A 14,589-nucleotide genomic window follows, 5' to 3' on the forward strand; every position below is an offset into this window, starting at 1 on the left:
CTTATTTCAGCATACCAGCCTGACGGAACCAGTCTATCGCGTCCTTGACGGCGTCATACGCTGGACGCGGCGCATAGCCGAGGTCATGGATAGCCTTGTCCGAGGAGAAGAACATCTTCTTGCGTGACATCGCCAGCATCTCCCGCGTCACGCGGGGTTCGATGCCAAATTTGCGGGACAGCCATTCGGACGCCACAGCAACCGGCCAGATCACCTCCTGCGGCAGGACAATCCGGGGCGGCTTCACATGCGCGATTTCCGCTACCATGCGGAACAGGTCACCCAGCAGGTAGTTCTGGCCGCCGAGGATATACTGCTCACCCACGACGCCGCGCTCCAGAGCCAGCGCATGACCTTCCGCCACATCATCGACATGCACGATGTTCACGCCTGTATCGACATAGGCGGGCATCCGGCCCGCAGCGCAGTCGAGAATCATCTGTCCTGTCGGTGTGGGCTTAATATCGCGGGGACCGACGGGCGTAGACGGATTGACGACGACGGCCTTCAGCCCCTGATCGCGCACCATGCGAAGGACTTCCTGCTCGGCACGATATTTGGACTTCTTGTAAATACCGATGACGGAGTGCTCGTTGACGGGCGTTTCTTCCGTCGAGATCGTGCCGTCACCGATCAATCCCAGCGCCGCGACCGAAGAACAATAGACAATCTTTTCCACGCCGGCAGCCTGTGCGGCCTGCATGAGCAGGCGGGTGCCCTCGACATTCGCCGCCATCATCGGGGCCGGATCAGGCACCCACAAACGGTAGTCCGCCGCGACATGAAAGACGTAACGACAGCCTTCGACCGCCTTCGCAAAACTGGCAGGGTTGGAAAGATCGCCTTCCACCAGTTCGGCTGGCATGTCAGCGATATTGCGCCGATCGCTACCGGCACGGACCATCAGGCGCAGGGCATGACCACGAGCCAGAAGCACGCGGGCCACAGCAGAGCCCACGAAGCCGGTAGCTCCTGTCACAAGAGTTGGCGCGGTCATGGAATCCCTTTCCCCTCAGGCATTATGGTCAAAACATGTCATTCTGCTTTATCCTGAGGAAGATGGTTTAGACCAGAGGGACACGATAAAAGCCTGCAGCCCTGTTACACTGGCGCATTCCGACCGGGTAGTGTAAGGACTTCGCCCTGTTTTGGAGAAGGGTCGCACATCCTGTGTCGGACCTCCTATTTCGATCTTTTCCGGACAGATTCGCCTCGCGTCCGGCCGAAGCCATGAGCGACAACCGACGGATGGTCTGATACTCTTGAAAAAACTTACCATCCTTCTCACCCTCCTCGGGCTTGCCGCGATTACAGCTGCAATGGCGTGGAACGGCTTTGACTCCGTCGTGGCGGCTGTCTCACGGATCGGCCTTGTCGGTTTTCTCCTGACGATCCTGGCGCAGCTCGCCGTGGACGCCGTTCTCGGCTGCGCCTGGTATGCGGCGTTTCCTTCCATGACCTACAGGCATCTGATGGTCGCCCGCATGATCAGGGACGCCGCCTCGACCTGCCTTCCCTTTTCCCAGCTGGGCGGCATCGTGCTCGGTATCCGCGCCACCAGCCGTCACCACGCCGTGGAAACCTCCTCCATCGAATGGCCGGAAGCCGCGTGCGCCAATGTGGTCGACATCACGACAGAGGTGCTGGGGCAGATTGTCTTCATCCTGCTGGCCGTCACGCTTCTGGCCGTCGGCAGCGCGTCCAATCCGCTGGTCAAGCCCGTCATCATCGGCGCTCTTCTGCTCACTGCGGGCGCTACCGGTTTCATCTGGACGCAGCAACGCGGTGGAACAGCCGTGAAACGCACGGTGCGCCTGCTCGGCAAACACATTGCCGGACAATGGCAGACGACGGTCATGGACGGCGCGGGAACCTTGCAGGACTGGATGGAGAGGGCCTGGTCACACCCTGGCCGCATCTCCGCTTCCGCCGCCATTCATCTGGTCGGGTGGATCTGCAGCGCGGGCGTGCTCTGGCTGACCGTTTACCTGATGGGGGCCTCGCTGAGTTTTCCTGATGCCATCGCCATTGAAGGCGTCACCTGCGGCCTGATGTCGGCCTCCTTCTTGGTCCCCGCCGCCCTTGGCGTGCAGGAAGGCGCTTATATGACGCTGGGCCATGCTTTCGGGCTGGACGCCTCCCTCTGCCTCGCCTTGTCCCTGCTGCGTCGTGGTCGGGAAATCAGCATTGGCATCCCCATGCTGGTATGGTGGCAGTATTCGGAAATGCGGGCCCTCAAAGCCCGCACAGCGAAAACGGAAGCACGGCCTCTTCCGGACCGGATGCCCGACGCCCTGACAGACACGACGGAAGGATGATGCCTGTGACCGATTCTTCCGACGCGCCCACTCCCCTGTTCGACACGCTGGTCGTCATCGGCCCGGGTCTTATCGGAGCCTCCGTGCTGCATCGCGCACGACGCGACAGGACAATTGCGCGGCGTCTCATAGCCGTGGACATCAATCCGGCGTTTCGTGAGCGTGTGCGCGAACTTGGCATTGCCGATGAGGTCACAGGCGATGCGGCTGCTGCCGTCGCCGACGCTGACTGCGTGATGCTCTGCGTGCCGGTCGGCGCAATGGGCGAAGTCGCCGCCACCGTCATCCCGGCCATGAAGCCCGGTGCGATTCTGACGGATACCGGCTCGACCAAGGTAGCTGTGATCGAGGCCATCCGCCCCTTTTTGCGCCCGGACGTCCCCTATGTTCCGGCGCATCCAATGGCGGGCACGGAATATTCCGGCCCGGATGCCGGGTTCGCTACGCTCTTCGATAATCGCTGGTGCCTGCTGACCCCGCTGCCGGACAACGCGCCAGACAGTGTCGAAGCCATCACGACACTCTGGCAGCTCTGCGGCGCCCGCACACGGGATATGACGCCGGAACACCACGATAGGGTGTGCGCCATCGTCAGCCATCTCCCCCATCTGCTGGCCTTCACCATCTGCGGCACGGCTGACGATCTGGCTGATGAAACCCGCTCCGAAGTGCTGGAATTTGCAGCCAGCGGCTTCCGGGATTTCACGCGAATCGCGGCATCTGATCCCATCATGTGGCGGGACATCTTTCTGTCCAATCGTGAAGCCATTCTTGAGATGCTTTCACGGTTTCTGGAGGATGCTCAGGCGATGGCCCGTGCGATCCGCTGGGGCGATTCCGATTATATCGTGGACCGTATTGAGCGCGGACGCAGCATCCGACGCAGTCTGCTGGAAAACCGTCAGGCCTGAACGCCACCATTGCCCCGTGTAGCCACAGGCGCGGTCTCTAGATGTCGCCGACTGAGCCGGGTTGTCTTCGACAAGATAATCCGTTTGAGGTCTGACCATTTGTCCGGGGCGATGCGCCGCGCCAACACGCACAGTAGAGCCGCACAGATAATCGGCGTGGGACCGACATGCGTCAGTTCGGCAAACAGCCTTGCCCCCAGCAGATAGATGTAAGCCAAAAAGAGAACGAATTTCTCGCCTGACCACCAACCAGTCCGCTGTGCCTGCAACAGCAGCCATCCCATCGGAAACGCCAGACAGGCCAGATCATAATCCAGCAGGAACGGCGAACAGAACGGCATCGCGGCGATCATCACCGCCACCTGTCCGGATGCGACCGCCCTCTCGCCAAGCTCGGCCACACGCCTGCGCAAATGTGCCGCAAGCCATCCAGCGAGGCTTAAAGCCGATACCGCCGCCGTTATCTGCGCGCCATAAGCCAGCCATGCAGGCGCATGCAGCAGATGCGCGGCGGCAAAGACACTCTGCATTTTCCATGACTGGACATAGCCGTGCGAGAACGCCCCCTGAGCCTCATGGCTCATGCGCAGAAAGCCATTCCAGCCGGAAGCGCCAAAAGCGAGCCATGACGCCGCAATCAGGCCCAGACCGGAGCATATTCCGCCGGCAACAGCACGCCATCGTCGGGCGCAAAGCAGAACCACTGGTGCCGCCACCAGCAATTGCGGCTTGATCACCAGCCCACCAAGGCACAGGCCCGCCACGAATGGATGTTCCGCCAGCAACACCATGGCCCAGCCGAACAGAGAACCGGTGAGAAGACCGTTCTGCCCGTTCGCCACACCGATCACCAATCCCGGAAAGGCCAGAATCGGCAGAAGCGCCCAGCGTTGTGGCAGCAGCCAACGCAGAGCGCGCACGAAGAGAGTGCCTGTAAGGATCAGAAACAGCGCGACCGAGAGGCGATAGGGCACCAGCGCGAGCGGCACGCAGACCAGCAGAAATGTCGGAGGGTAGTAGAACGCAAAGTTGCCGAAGGAGAGACCGGGAAAAGCGGAAAGCTCGACCAGATGGTGCTTCGCGCTGTCATACACCTCGGCCACATGCCCCTGCAGCACCTGCCGGGAAGCGGCCCAGAAACTGACGAAATCAGCGCAGATCGGTTGCCCCTCGAAATCGGTGCCCCAATGTGAAACCACGATAATGGAAAGAAACAGGCCCCATCCGTAAACACCGAGGATGCGACAATAAGCCAGCGCCCGCCCGCGATTCAGCCAGTCAGCCTGTAGAAGGGCTCGCCCGAGCGCCGCTTTCAGTCTCTTTGGCCGCCTGTCCATACCCTGCCTGATGTGATGATATTTTCCGGCACCATCAGACAGAAAGGTTAACGAATTACTGCTTCATTCAGACGGCATGACATCGGGTGATGATTTTTAATCTTGTCATCACATCAAACGACCATGCGGATACGTCCATGTGACACGCAGACAATGCAGACATATGATGCAGCACTCACAAGGCAGAACACGGCCTCTATTCAACATGAAGAGGTCAAGGAGTTCCGGATCATGACTGTCGCCGCCCTGAATCTTGATTTTGCCGCTCTGGCGGCCAAGCCGATCGAGCAAGCTCCTTTTCCGCATGTGGCCGTCGAGCATTTCATCCCGCAGGATGAACTGGCCGTTCTCCAGACATCCCTGCCGCAGATCACTTCCGGGGGCTCCTTTCCGCCCGAGGCGCTGGCGTTAACGCCACTCATGCAGAATCTCATCACGCAGCTTGAAGGTCCGAAACTGCGAGAGATCATTGCCCGGAAGTTCGATCTCAATCTCGACGACGCGCCCACCATGCTGACCATCCGTGGGCGCACACGAGAGAAGGACGGTCGTATTCACTGCGATTCCACTGCCAAACGTGTGACGATCCTTCTCTATCTCAACCCGCCATCAGCCGCATTCGGACGTCAGGAAGGCTGCCTGCGCCTGTTGAACGGCCCTGATGACGTTGAGAATTTTGCTGTGGAAGTGCCGCCAGTGAACGGCACGTTACTCGTCTTCCCCAATGGTCCGACGACCTGGCACGGTCACCGGCAATATGTCGGTCCACGTTACACGATTCAGCTCAATTACATGGAAACCGGCGTGAAGGCCCGCTCCGAACTCCGGCGTCACAAACTGTCAGCACTGGCGAAAAAGCTTACATTTGCTGCCTGATGGTCGCGAGCAGGAACCACAGGTTAGATATCCGTGATTATTAGGCGGGCGTGACCTACGCCCCAAACATTTTGATCCCAGCCTGTAAATCACAAGGCGGGAAGCTGAGAACACGTCTGGGTTTTATTACAGACGTATAAGGCTACAGCAGACACCCCGCACCGACCATGCATTGGAGCTGAGAGACCTGCAAATTGTAAGGAAAATGGTGGAAGGAGTTGGATTCGAACCAACGTAGGCGTACGCCAGCGGATTTACAGTCCGCCCCCTTTAGCCACTCGGGCACCCTTCCGTTGGGCCGAGGAATTAAGGGTGTTCACGCTGCCTGTCAACCGGTTTGGCAGTTTCTCTTTCATTCCGGCTGTCAGACCTGATGACGACGACATGCAACCCGTCGTATAGCAGCGCCATGCGCACACCTCGACAGTCCTCCCCTCACTCCTCCCGACAGGCTCAGCCCGATTCCCGTGATCAGGGAGAAGCCCGTCGCGGCGGCCCGCGTCATCACGGCAGAAACCGGCAAAAGCCGGGTGGCCCTTACTGGATCGCAGGCGTGCACGCCTGTCAGGCCGCTCTGGAGAATCCGCACCGCACAGTTCAGCGCGTCCTTCTCTCTGCCGAGGCACAGGACGATTTCACGAAACGTCTGTCAGTCCCCCTGCCCTCCTATGTCGAGCGTGGCGACAAGGCCCGTTTCACAGCACTCCTCGGCGCTGAAGCCGTGCATCAGGGCGTCGCCGTGCTGGTGGAACCGCTTGAGGCTGTGGCCATTGAGGATGCGCTGGAACGTCCGGGCCCGGTCCTCGTGCTCGATCAGGTCACCGATCCTCGCAATGTCGGTGCGATTCTCCGCTCAGCGGCTGCATTCGGCGCATCCTGTGTGGTGATGCAGGATCGGAACGCTCCGGAAGAAGGCGCGGCTCTGGCCAAGGCGGCTTCGGGCGCTCTGGAGGTTGTGCCTTTGGTACGTGTGGTGAATCTGTCGCGCTGTCTGGAAACCCTGAAACAGAACGACTGCTGGGTTGTCGGCCTTGATGCTGGCGGTGGACGGCTTGAGGGCAGCAGCCTGAAAGGTCGCCGTGCCGCTCTGGTTCTCGGCTCGGAAGGCGATGGTTTGCGTCGTCTCACGCGCGAAAACTGCGACGAAATTGCGGGCCTCTACATGCCGGGCACAATGGAAAGCCTCAACGTCTCTGTGGCGGCGGCAATCGGGCTATATGAGCTGGTGAGAGCGGCTTAAGGGAGCGGCTAGACTTTTACGGGGCTTTGCCCCGGCTTCCACAAAAGGACTGCGTCCCTTTGATCCTGACTTGTTTGTTAAAGCGTTACAACTGAGGGTCTGAGCTCTACAGACGGATCAGCGCCACTGCATAAATCACCAGCACCATTGCCAGTGTAAAGCCGACAAGACTGATGACTCGTCCACGCTGGCGACGGAGCAGTTCAGTCTGTTCGGCTTCAGTCAGATCGGTCGGCACGGTCATCACGACATCCACCATGTCAAAGCGTGGTCTGCCAGCAGGCCACAGAACAGCAGAAACAGATAGGCCAGCGAGAAACGGAACGAGATCCGTGCGGCCTTGTCACCATTCAGGCTGACACCATTGGCATCCTGCTTCTCCAGCAGCACACGAACAGCGCAGGCAATAAACCCGAGGCCAAGCGCCAGCGCGGTCATCGTATACAGCATCCCGCTCAGATGCATGAAGGATGGCACCAGCGACACCGCCAGCAGAATGATCGTGTAGGCCAGAATGTTCCAGCGCGTGTGACGGGCTCCCTTCACCACCGGCAGCATGGGAATCCCCGCCCGCCCGTAATCCTTGCAGGCATACAGCGAGAGCGACCAGAAATGCGGGGGCGTCCACAGGAACACGATGGAGAACATCACCACCGGCATCACATCCATCGAGCCGGTCGCCGCAGCCCAGCCGATCATCGGTGGGAAAGCACCCGCGGCCCCACCAATAACGATATTCTGCGGCGTCGAACGCTTCAGCCACATCGTATAGATTACGGCATAGAAGAAAATGGAGAACGCCAGAATCCCGGCCGCCAGCGTATTTGTCGCCAGCCACATCAGGATCACCGAGAAAACCGATAGCCCCAAACCATAGGCCAGCGTCTCGTCAGCCGGGATGCGGCCACCCGGAATCGGGCGCGTCGCTGTCCGCTGCATGATGATGTCGATGTCGCGGTCATACCACATGTTGATGGCACCCGCCGCACCGGAAGCGAGACAGATGCACAGGATACTGATCGCCGCCATCAACGGATTCATGTGTCCGGGAGCCATGTAAAGACCGGCAGCGCCCGTAAACACCACGAGTGAAATCACCCGCGGCTTGAGAAGCTGAACCCAGTCCTTCGCGTTCGTGCCGACCCTTGCTGCGTCAAACCGAACGCGAGCGGGGCGGACTTCCGCCGTTGCGCCGCTCATCGGCGAATCTCCTGCATGGCGACATTTCCGGAAGCAGCTTTTTTGCCTGCGCTCAGCACGTTCAGCAGCACAAAAGCCAGAACACCGAGTGAGACGGCCATTGCCGCACCACCAAGAGCCTGCCCCAGACCGGTATTGCTGTCAGAAGCCAGCACGCCAAAGAACATGAGTCCAAACTGCGCTCTGGCGGAATTCCGGGAGTAATGCCCGTTCGTCACGTCATTCAGCCAGGCGTAAAACCCGCCGAACAGAACAAACACAGCGCCATTCAGAACCGCCGTATGCACACCTGAGCCCATCCAGCCAGCAGCCAGAAGCACAAAAAAGCCGGAGACCCACAGCACCGGCACATCGATGGCTACACGCACCGTAACAGCCTGACGCCACAGAGCGCGAATCCAGATTCCGGCAAATGCGACTGCTGCAACGGCAGCCAGAATCGTCCCTACTTTCTGCACACAAGCTGGATCTGCATGCACAAACGCCATGCGATCCCACAGCGCAGGACCGCCGATTGCGACCGTAGCAATAACGGCCACGGCACCTGCCTTCAGCTTCTGCCCCACTGGCGCAATGCCATCGAACACTCTGGCAGCCAGACCAAACGCTGAAACCAACACAATCAGGGTCGCAGGCATTTCAAAGTGAGGCATGACGTCAGAGGCACCGAGAAGCTCGCGGGTCGCTCCTGCGGCCAGGACCGGCGCAACAAGCAGAAGCCCAATAGTGGCGCAAAGCTGTGTCCAGACAAAAAGGGAGAAAGGCATCAGCCCACTCACCCTCTCCTGTCCACGAGGAGCGACAATGCCCGCTCCAGCCCGTGAATCACAGATGATCGCCAGAGTGGAGGCGGACATGAGAATAGCGCCGACACTCCACAAGCCCATGCCGAACAGGTCACCCTGTGAAACACTGCTCAGAAACATCAGAAGCGCCAGCAGCATGACGGTGAGAGCACCGCTATCAAGCAGAGGAAGACCCTTCACTCCGCCTGACATCAGATCACGAGCGAGAAAAAGTCGACCAAAGGCGCCGAGAAACGCGGGAACACCAACGAACAACAGCATGGCGGTGGGGTGAAAAGCCGCCATTCTCGCTTCGAGTCCGGCAGGCAGAACATGAAGCTGACTGGCGAGCGCGACAGCTCCGGCCAGTCCACCCACTGTCACTGACAGCGCGAGATAACCTGCAGCGGCGGCATAAGGAGACAGTCCGCTACGATGGTTGACCGATTGAGTTTGGGCAGGAGTCACAACGGCCATCAGCGTCCACGTCTCTCGTTCATCAGGGCTTTGATCCTGGTTCGTGACGGTCAGGCAAACTGACCATCCACGCAGTAAACCGGATCAGACTAACGGAAATTCCCGTCGATCAAAAGCGCTCTGTTACCCGCCGCGCAGCACGCAGACCTGCTTCCAGCGCGCCTCGGTTCAGGCGCGCATCCAGTCAGGCGACAACTTTTTCCTGGGTTTTCGACGCTTCGGCAGGCGTTACTTCATGCTCCAGCGTTACCAGCGTAAACAATCCTGCCGGAGGAACGGGTTCAATCCGGGCCCGTGCCAGATCTTCTGGAGGCAGAAGGGCTTCCATGGCGAAATCAGGATGCCAGCCGAGAGAGTGGGACGCACGGGCCATGCCACGTTCGATCACGCCACGCACACCGGTTGGGGCGAGGAAGTGATTCACGAACAGGATATAACCGCCGGGACGAACCACGCGCTTCAGCTCGGCCAGCAATTTGCGGGGATGAGGCACCACCGACGCCACGAACATCGCTACGGCGATATCGAACGAATCATCAGCGAAGCGCGTATCCTCGGCGTCCATCTCCAGCAGGGCGTCAACATTGCTGAGATGGTCACGGCGCACACGTTCACGCGCGCGGGCCAGCATATCGGACGACAGGTCGATACCGGTAATACGCTTGCTCGCCGTGTAATGCGGCAGGGCGAGGCCTGTACCGACCCCGACTTCCAGCACGCGGGAGCCCGGCAGGCGATTCACCGCTGCAACGGCTCTTTTGCGCCCGAAGGCGGAAATACCACCGAACACGGTGTCATAGACACCGGCCCAGCGCCGGTATGCAGCCCTGACAGCATCTGCATCCAGCGCTACACGAGGCCCGTGATTCTCCTCTTTATGGGAGACGCCTTCCGCTGCTTCACTGCGGACATCCTGCAAGACTTCGCTCATTACGCCCTATCTGCTGCCCAATGGTTGAACATTGAGACACGACCAGGGCATCGTAAAAACACGGTCGTGCTCAGTATTGTCGCGGCACATTGCCACACGAGACGGAAACGACCAAGCCCACGGAAGAAAGATGTCGGGCACAGTCCTCTTTTCGTCCCGTTACAAAAATATTTTTTTCAGATAGACAGCCATATTCTGCCTAATGCTGCCCGACCCGCACACCGACAGAAAAATGTGCTTCCGGATTCCAGCCACAGTTCAGCATTGTTTCGAACACCCTTTTTACAAAGGCCTCTTTCTCTTAATGTTATCGTGCCAAAGACATTCCTGCCCATGTCATACAGGCTGCAGCGCAGCCGATGGCAATGCATGATGTTACCGGAGAGAAGAGTTGAATATTTTCCTTATCCTCGCCTCAATAGTGATCTGGTCCATAATGCTCATATTTTACTGGCGCACCCCCATTTACCGGTGGCTCGACAATACGCTCGATCTGCAGCGTTTTCGTAAGGTCAACAAGGAAGAGAACAACTCCTGAGACTCTGCCATCTTTCACTCCGGCAACAGTCTTTTACTTCCGCAATCAGATGCGTCTCAGTCGGTGCCTTATGTCCATGACCGACTTGACTGCTGCGCAGCATCAAAGCATTCCTCGATCCAATATTTTACAAAACATTTCCATGCTCAGTTTTTACGTCTGAACACAGAATCCTTTGAGACAGGAAGCGCTTCTGTCAGGCGGACAGACGGCTTTCGATGCAATCCCACAACAGTCCTGCTGGATTGATGCCATCAAACCGCTCCAGTTCCTGTAGCCCTGTCGGCGATGTCACATTGATTTCTGTCAGCCAGTCACCGATCACGTCGATCCCCACAAAGATCAGTCCACGTTCTTTCAGCATCGGGCCAATGGCGTTGCAGATTTCGATATCGCGGGGTGTCAGGTCCACACGCTGCGCCACACCCCCAACATGCATGTTGGACCGCGCCTCCCCTTCCGCAGGAACGCGGTTGATCGCGCCTATGGGCTTACCATCAGCAAGGATGATCCGCTTGTCGCCCTTCCGCACTGCCGCTTCATAACGCTGGATCATGAGAGGCTCACGGGAGCGGGCAAAATGCATCTCAAGCAGGGCGTTGAGGTTCTGATCATCTTCACGAATACGGAAGACGCCACTGCCGCCATTACCGAACAACGGCTTGACGATGATGTCTTTCCACTTCTGTCGGAAAGCGCGGATTTCACCGACATCCCATGTCACCAGCGTCGGCGGCATAAGCTCAGGGTAATGTGTGACAAGCAGCTTTTCCGGCGAATCCCGCACAGAGCGTGGATCGTTGACGACCAGCGCCTTGCCCGGACCAACACCATGCACGTGCTCGAGCAGATGCGTCGCAGTAATGTAGGCCATGTCAAACGGCGGGTCCTGCCGCATGAGGATCACATCCATTTCCGACAGATCGGTCCGTTTCGCTTCTCCGAACGTCGCGTGATTGCCTTTTTCACGCCGTACGGTGACAGGCCGTACCGAGGCAGTCAGACGGGTCTTTGTTCCCTGCCCGCCCTCAAGCAGCGCCAGAGACTCCACGCCGTAGACGAACAGGCGATATCCCCGGGCCTGAGCTTCCAGCATCATGGCGAATGTTGAATCACCATTGATATCGACCCCCTCGAGAGGGTCCATCTGCACAGCAACATCAAGCCCAGAACGCATCAGTCCAAACTCCTTTTCAGAGCGAAACTCTTAAAGCACTTCCCTTCGCAAGCAAAACGCTTCGGAAGTTATGGGAGAGCAGGATAGGTAATGGACAGGATTTCGATCAGTTCCGCACCCCGTGGGGTATGCAGCGTGATCTCATCGCCCACAGCGCGACCGAGAAGGGCTCGCGAGACAGGCGCCAGCAGGGTGATTTCGTGTTTTTCAGACACGGCCTCATCCGCTCCGACAATGGTGACCGTCGTTTCCCGGTCATTCTCATCGACATAGATTACCGTCGCACCGAAAAACACCCGGTCACGCCGGGTCTGCTGAGCGGGATCGACTTCTATGGCGGTTTCCACCCGCTTCGTCAGAAAGCGGATGCGGCGATCGATCTCACGCAGTCGCTTCTTGCCGTAAATATAATCGCCGTTTTCAGAACGATCGCCGTTCCCGGCGGCCCATGAAACGATTTCCACAACAGACGGCCGCTCGACACGCATGAGATGCGAGAGTTCCTCCCGCATCACACGTAGGCCGTCTGGCGTCACATAACGAGCCAGGTCTCCGTTCCGGTCAGTCTTGTCGTTTTGCGCCACGCGGTCTCAACCCTGTTCATCGGTCTTATCCGATGGAGAGTTCGCTGATCGCAGTATCGATCTCCTGGAAACTCGGCATCAGATGCATAGGAATGTCTTTCCGACCGATCTCGACGCTCACCTGTGCAGGATTACCCTGCAGGTAAGCGACAAGCACGGCACGGATCAGGTCATAATAACGGGCGTCTTCTTCCACAACACTCTGAATGCGGCCAGCCAGCGGGCCAACCATGCCATAAGCCAGCAGCACCCCAAGAAAGGTGCCGACAAGCGCGCCGGCAATCATTTCACCGAGAACCTCAGGCGGCTTACTGATGGAACCCATGGTCTTGATGACGCCGAGCACGGCCGCCACGATACCGAGTGCAGGCAGAGCATCAGCCAGCGTCTGCAGACCGTGTGCCACATGCGTGTCTTCCTTGAGATTCTTTGTCAGTTCACGGGACATCACTTCGTCAAACTGGAAGGCGTCGTCCATGTTCATGCTGATCATGCGCAGATAATCGCAGATCAGATTGCGGACTCGATCATTGTCCCTGATCTTGGGATAGGCGGCAAAGGCCGTGCTCTCCATGGGTGTTTCAATATGCGGCTCAAGCGCCATGACACCCTGTGTCTGAGCCAGCCGCGCAAAGAAAAACAGCAGTCCCAGCAGATCAATATAATCCTGACGACCAAAAGCCGGCCCCTTGATCGCTGTCTTCAGAGCGCCCGGCACATGCTTCATATCCGACATCGAATTGGCCATGGCGAACGTGCCGATGCCGGCACCAAGAATCGTGATCAGCTCAAATGGCATGGACTTGATCAGCGGTCCGATTGCACCGCCTGATGCTGCAAAGGATCCGAACACACAGACCAGCAGAAACACCAGCCCACCGATTAACAACATCTAGTCTATCCTCGTCTGAAGGCACGGATAATCTTGCCGCGCCATGTCATCTTCACTGTGCTTTTGGTGACTGGGGCGCCGCATTCGCAGCGGGAGCCGACTGTTCACCGCTTCCCGCCTGAGCAGACGTGTCATCCGGCAGTTTCACCTCATGGTCCCGATGCAGCACGAGAACCACGCGACGGTTCACAGCTGCGGCCGGATCATCCGGATCAGCCAGATCGTGCGCAGCGCGCCCCACGACTTCAGCCAGTCGCTGTTCAGGGAAACCTGCAGCAGACAGAACCTCGCGGGCAGAGTCCGCCCGGGCCGCAGACAACGTCCAGTTGGAAGCGCCCTTTTTCTTGTAGAGAGCACCGTCCGTGTAACCGTAGATGGACAGGTTCTGCGGCATGGCTGTCAGATACGGTGCAATCAGTTGCAGCAGATGCGTCGCCCGTTCATTCAGACGAGCCGATCCCGTATCGAACATCGGGTTGTGATTGCTCTCCGCAAGCTGGATGCGCAGCCCAACCGGAAGCACATCGACCGAAATCTGTGACTTCAGCTGGGCTGCATCCGGGTCCTGCGCCAGCGCCTGCTCAATCTGCTTTCTGTCCTGCTGAAGATCAGCCTCTTCCTTCTCGGCAGCGGAATTTCCGCCGTCACCAAGAGAGGTTGTCGCCCCGCTCTTCTCACCACCTATCGGCACGATCCGGGGAAGAGCTGGTGTGATCGACGTCACCTTGCCGATACTGCGATCTGGGAAGGCCGGATTGGGCACTGCGAAAACACCGCGCGAACGGACATCATTTCCCGCGCCGGAGGTTTCCTTACCAACTATGATGGAAACGCCGGAGCCTACTCCACCCAGCTCAGTTTCCTTGGTTTTTTTGGCGTCACTGACCATGCCGGGCGGAAGAATGGCGTTTTTCTCGGTCTGAGAAATCTGCATTTTCTGGGACATCGCCATCTGCTGGGCTGCCTGCTCTCCGGACATATCAGATCCGGTCGCATGGCCCGCATTATCCGCATCTCCCTGCACGACGGAGGAAGATTTCCCCGGACCGCTAGGCGTCTGCGCAGCCGCATCACCCGTGGTCGCCATGGGATTGAAGAAATTGGCAATACCGCGACGACGTTGTTCCGTGGTGGCGTTGATCAGCCACATAACAAGAAAGAACGCCATCATGGCGGTCACGAAATCTGCATAGGCGATCTTCCAGGCACCGCCATGATGGCCTGCACCGCCTCCGCCGCCGCGTTTGACGACGATGATTCGCGCTTTGTTGTCCCCGTCCTTACGTGGCATCTGCCTCTCCAACCGTCTGGCCATGCTGGCGG

The 14,589-nt window shown here is 58.6% G+C and carries 15 protein-coding genes and 1 tRNA gene; 5 read left to right on the plus strand and 11 right to left on the minus strand.

The features are described from left to right. Nucleotide 1 precedes the first annotated feature (1 nt). Nucleotides 2-997: a hopanoid-associated sugar epimerase gene (gene hpnA / locus EMQ_RS06025; protein ID WP_010667654.1), complete on the minus strand. Its 996-nt coding sequence runs from the start codon at nt 995-997 to the stop codon at nt 2-4. Between the two features lie 265 nt (nt 998-1,262). Here hpnA and EMQ_RS06030 point away from each other — a divergent pair, with 265 nt between their 5' ends. Together EMQ_RS06030 and EMQ_RS06035 are read left to right on the plus strand one after the other, a co-directional pair. Next, nucleotides 1,263-2,318 carry a lysylphosphatidylglycerol synthase domain-containing protein gene (locus EMQ_RS06030; RefSeq protein WP_026200174.1) on the plus strand — a complete coding sequence of 352 codons (1,056 nt, stop codon included), beginning with the start codon at nt 1,263-1,265 and terminating at the stop codon, nt 2,316-2,318. Then, nucleotides 2,318-3,229, plus strand: a complete 912-nt coding sequence (locus EMQ_RS06035) for a prephenate/arogenate dehydrogenase family protein (protein ID WP_010667656.1) — start codon at nt 2,318-2,320, stop codon at nt 3,227-3,229. The genes EMQ_RS06030 and EMQ_RS06035 overlap by 1 nt, the downstream gene beginning before the upstream one ends. Here EMQ_RS06035 and EMQ_RS06040 read toward each other — a convergent pair. Then, the gene (locus tag EMQ_RS06040) at nt 3,220-4,566 is read right to left on the minus strand and encodes a glycosyltransferase family 87 protein (RefSeq protein WP_010667657.1); all 1,347 of its coding nucleotides are present in this window, start codon (nt 4,564-4,566) and stop codon (nt 3,220-3,222) included. The two genes, EMQ_RS06035 and EMQ_RS06040, sit on opposite strands and share 10 nt — an antisense overlap. A gap of 231 nt (nt 4,567-4,797) precedes the next feature. Here EMQ_RS06040 and EMQ_RS06045 point away from each other — a divergent pair, with 231 nt between their 5' ends. After that, the gene (locus EMQ_RS06045; protein WP_026200172.1) at nt 4,798-5,442 is read left to right on the plus strand and encodes a 2OG-Fe(II) oxygenase family protein; all 645 of its coding nucleotides are present in this window, start codon (nt 4,798-4,800) and stop codon (nt 5,440-5,442) included. Between the two features lie 206 nt (nt 5,443-5,648). On the opposite strand, the gene EMQ_RS06050 is transcribed toward EMQ_RS06045, so the two are convergent. Further along, a tRNA-Tyr gene (locus tag EMQ_RS06050) sits at nt 5,649-5,734 on the minus strand. Between the two features lie 81 nt (nt 5,735-5,815). Here EMQ_RS06050 and rlmB point away from each other — a divergent pair. After that, complete coding sequence (gene rlmB / locus EMQ_RS06055) at nt 5,816-6,682, plus strand: 23S rRNA (guanosine(2251)-2'-O)-methyltransferase RlmB (protein WP_018308307.1); 867 nt, start codon at nt 5,816-5,818, stop codon at nt 6,680-6,682. A 106-nt stretch (nt 6,683-6,788) separates the two neighbouring features. Here rlmB and EMQ_RS06060 read toward each other — a convergent pair whose 3' ends face one another. From EMQ_RS06060 to EMQ_RS06075, 4 genes are all read right to left on the minus strand, one after another. Beyond that, complete coding sequence (locus EMQ_RS06060; RefSeq protein WP_162467796.1) at nt 6,789-6,926, minus strand: hypothetical protein; 138 nt, start codon at nt 6,924-6,926, stop codon at nt 6,789-6,791. Then, nucleotides 6,926-7,882, minus strand: a complete 957-nt coding sequence (locus EMQ_RS06065; protein WP_010668127.1) for a heme o synthase — start codon at nt 7,880-7,882, stop codon at nt 6,926-6,928. Before EMQ_RS06065 ends, EMQ_RS06060 begins: the two co-directional genes overlap by 1 nt. Next, nucleotides 7,879-9,144: a heme-copper oxidase family protein gene (locus EMQ_RS06070; protein WP_018308306.1), complete on the minus strand. Its 1,266-nt coding sequence runs from the start codon at nt 9,142-9,144 to the stop codon at nt 7,879-7,881. Before EMQ_RS06070 ends, EMQ_RS06065 begins: the two co-directional genes overlap by 4 nt. 184 nt (nt 9,145-9,328) lie before the next feature. After that, nucleotides 9,329-10,075: a class I SAM-dependent methyltransferase gene (locus EMQ_RS06075; RefSeq protein WP_010666251.1), complete on the minus strand. Its 747-nt coding sequence runs from the start codon at nt 10,073-10,075 to the stop codon at nt 9,329-9,331. Nucleotides 10,076-10,466: 391 nt separating this feature from the next. On the opposite strand from EMQ_RS06075, the gene EMQ_RS06080 reads away from it, so the two are divergent. Then, a complete protein-coding gene (locus EMQ_RS06080; RefSeq protein WP_010666250.1) occupies nt 10,467-10,613 on the plus strand; it encodes a hypothetical protein in 147 nt (48 codons plus the stop codon). A gap of 196 nt (nt 10,614-10,809) precedes the next feature. Here EMQ_RS06080 and gshB read toward each other — a convergent pair whose 3' ends face one another. From gshB to EMQ_RS06100, 4 genes are all read right to left on the minus strand, one after another. Next, nucleotides 10,810-11,790 (minus strand): glutathione synthase, encoded by a 981-nt coding sequence (gene gshB, locus EMQ_RS06085; protein ID WP_010666249.1) that lies wholly within the window; start codon nt 11,788-11,790, stop codon nt 10,810-10,812. A 68-nt stretch (nt 11,791-11,858) separates the two neighbouring features. Continuing rightward, nucleotides 11,859-12,374, minus strand: coding sequence for a transcription elongation factor GreB (gene greB / locus EMQ_RS06090; protein ID WP_010666248.1), 516 nt, complete (start codon nt 12,372-12,374; stop codon nt 11,859-11,861). Nucleotides 12,375-12,399: 25 nt separating this feature from the next. After that, on the minus strand, nt 12,400-13,266 hold the full coding sequence (gene motA, locus EMQ_RS06095) for a flagellar motor stator protein MotA (RefSeq protein WP_010666247.1): 867 nt from the start codon (nt 13,264-13,266) through the stop codon (nt 12,400-12,402). Nucleotides 13,267-13,318: 52 nt separating this feature from the next. After that, nucleotides 13,319-14,557, minus strand: a complete 1,239-nt coding sequence (locus EMQ_RS06100) for a flagellar motor protein MotB (protein WP_018308305.1) — start codon at nt 14,555-14,557, stop codon at nt 13,319-13,321. Between the last annotated feature and the right edge of the window lie 32 nt (nt 14,558-14,589).

The sequence above is a fragment of the Acetobacter aceti NBRC 14818 genome, from assembly GCF_000193495.2.
Taxonomy (GTDB): Bacteria; Pseudomonadota; Alphaproteobacteria; order Acetobacterales; family Acetobacteraceae; genus Acetobacter; species Acetobacter aceti.

Coding starts and splice junctions, on each gene's coding strand:
- EMQ_RS06035 (WP_010667656.1), top strand. CDS start 2,318: ATGCCTGTGACCGATTCTTCCGACGCGCCCACTCCCCTGTTCGACACG.
- EMQ_RS06070 (WP_018308306.1), bottom strand. CDS start 9,144: ATGGCCGTTGTGACTCCTGCCCAAACTCAATCGGTCAACCATCGTAGC.
- EMQ_RS06065 (WP_010668127.1), bottom strand. CDS start 7,882: ATGAGCGGCGCAACGGCGGAAGTCCGCCCCGCTCGCGTTCGGTTTGAC.
- EMQ_RS06045 (WP_026200172.1), top strand. CDS start 4,798: ATGACTGTCGCCGCCCTGAATCTTGATTTTGCCGCTCTGGCGGCCAAG.
- rlmB (WP_018308307.1), top strand. CDS start 5,816: ATGACGACGACATGCAACCCGTCGTATAGCAGCGCCATGCGCACACCT.
- EMQ_RS06040 (WP_010667657.1), bottom strand. CDS start 4,566: ATGGACAGGCGGCCAAAGAGACTGAAAGCGGCGCTCGGGCGAGCCCTT.
- EMQ_RS06100 (WP_018308305.1), bottom strand. CDS start 14,557: ATGCCACGTAAGGACGGGGACAACAAAGCGCGAATCATCGTCGTCAAA.
- EMQ_RS06060 (WP_162467796.1), bottom strand. CDS start 6,926: ATGACCGTGCCGACCGATCTGACTGAAGCCGAACAGACTGAACTGCTC.
- gshB (WP_010666249.1), bottom strand. CDS start 11,790: ATGCGTTCTGGGCTTGATGTTGCTGTGCAGATGGACCCTCTCGAGGGG.
- EMQ_RS06075 (WP_010666251.1), bottom strand. CDS start 10,075: ATGAGCGAAGTCTTGCAGGATGTCCGCAGTGAAGCAGCGGAAGGCGTC.
- hpnA (WP_010667654.1), bottom strand. CDS start 997: ATGACCGCGCCAACTCTTGTGACAGGAGCTACCGGCTTCGTGGGCTCT.
- motA (WP_010666247.1), bottom strand. CDS start 13,266: ATGTTGTTAATCGGTGGGCTGGTGTTTCTGCTGGTCTGTGTGTTCGGA.